Consider the following 1,083-nt stretch of genomic DNA (forward strand, 5'->3'; position numbering starts at 1 on the left):
GTTCGTCGTGGTCCTGGGCGGCCGTGTACAGGCAGGCGGGCGGCGACGCCGCTGGGGTTGCGCCCCGACAGCAGGTTGCGGTCTCGGGCTTCCGCGACGTACTCGCCGGCGGTGCGCTCGACGGCCTGCGGCAGGTCGAGTTCAGTGGCGTACCGCGGGAGGTAGTCGCGGGGGTCGATCGGGCCAGTGGGCAGGCCGAGGTCGCGGTTCATCGCATCGTAGGCCGCGGAGAGTTCCCCCTCGTCGGCGCGCGCGTCGGCTTCGACTTCCCCGAGCGTGCGGGAGAGATTGTTCGTGCGGCAGACGGCGTAGACGGACGCTGCGGCGAACCCCTCGATGGAGCGCCCGCGTAGCAAGCCCTCGTTCTGCGCGGAGTCGAACAGCGCACACGCCTGGTCGCGGACGCTGCGCGGGAGGTCGAGTTTCCCGACGAGGCGTCGGATCTCAGTGAACCCGTAGACCTGATTGCGGTCGGCCTTGGAGGGGATGGAGGCGCGCTTGTGCTGGCGGCGCATCCGGGCGAGCCGTCGGCGCTTGCGTCCTTTGACGCGCGTCGAGCGGCCGATTTCCGTCGAGAGCCCGCGGTCGTGGCGGGCGCGAGTGAGCGGAGCGCCGGTGCGCTCGGGATTCGTGTCGTCGTCGCCGAAGCTGCGCCACTCCGGCCCGCGGTCGATGCGGTCCTCGGAGACGACGAGGCCGCAGTCGGTGCAGATGCGTTCGGTCGCGCGCTGCCGGACGGCGCCCCGACACTCGGGGCAGGTCACTGACTGACTCATCACACCTGAACGTAGGTCCGGGAGCAGTATTTAAACGCGGGACGAATTGGCCGAAATCGGCCGCTTCACGCGCCAACAACGTACCGGTAACCGGTACGTTCCGCGCCCGCCGCGTGTTCAATTCTCGTCTCGATTGTCGAAATTTTAAGTGGGTGAGTGGACAATCGAGACGCATGGGGTTGACCGACATCGCCGAGGGTGTGTCAGTCACGACGCGCCAGCGGGACCGCGGGGTCGCCAGCGTCGACCGGACGGGCGAGTCGCTGGCGGACCAGCTCGCGGCCTCGACGCCGACCTCCCCGTAGCG

At 69.3% G+C, this 1,083-nt stretch carries 1 protein-coding gene and 1 pseudogene; one reads left to right on the forward strand and one right to left on the reverse strand.

The features are described from left to right. Nucleotides 1-776: pseudogene (locus tag GRX66_RS19255) on the reverse strand (transcription initiation factor IIB); the annotation flags it as partial. A 173-nt stretch (nucleotides 777-949) separates the two neighbouring features. On the opposite strand from GRX66_RS19255, the gene GRX66_RS20435 reads away from it, so the two are divergent. Next, nucleotides 950-1,081: a DUF7858 family protein gene (locus GRX66_RS20435; protein ID WP_267903105.1), complete on the forward strand. Its 132-nt coding sequence runs from the start codon at nucleotides 950-952 to the stop codon at nucleotides 1,079-1,081. The last annotated feature ends 2 nt before the right edge of the window (nucleotides 1,082-1,083 follow it).

The organism is Halobacterium bonnevillei (assembly GCF_009831555.1).
GTDB classification, from domain to species: Archaea; Halobacteriota; Halobacteria; order Halobacteriales; family Halobacteriaceae; genus Halobacterium; species Halobacterium bonnevillei.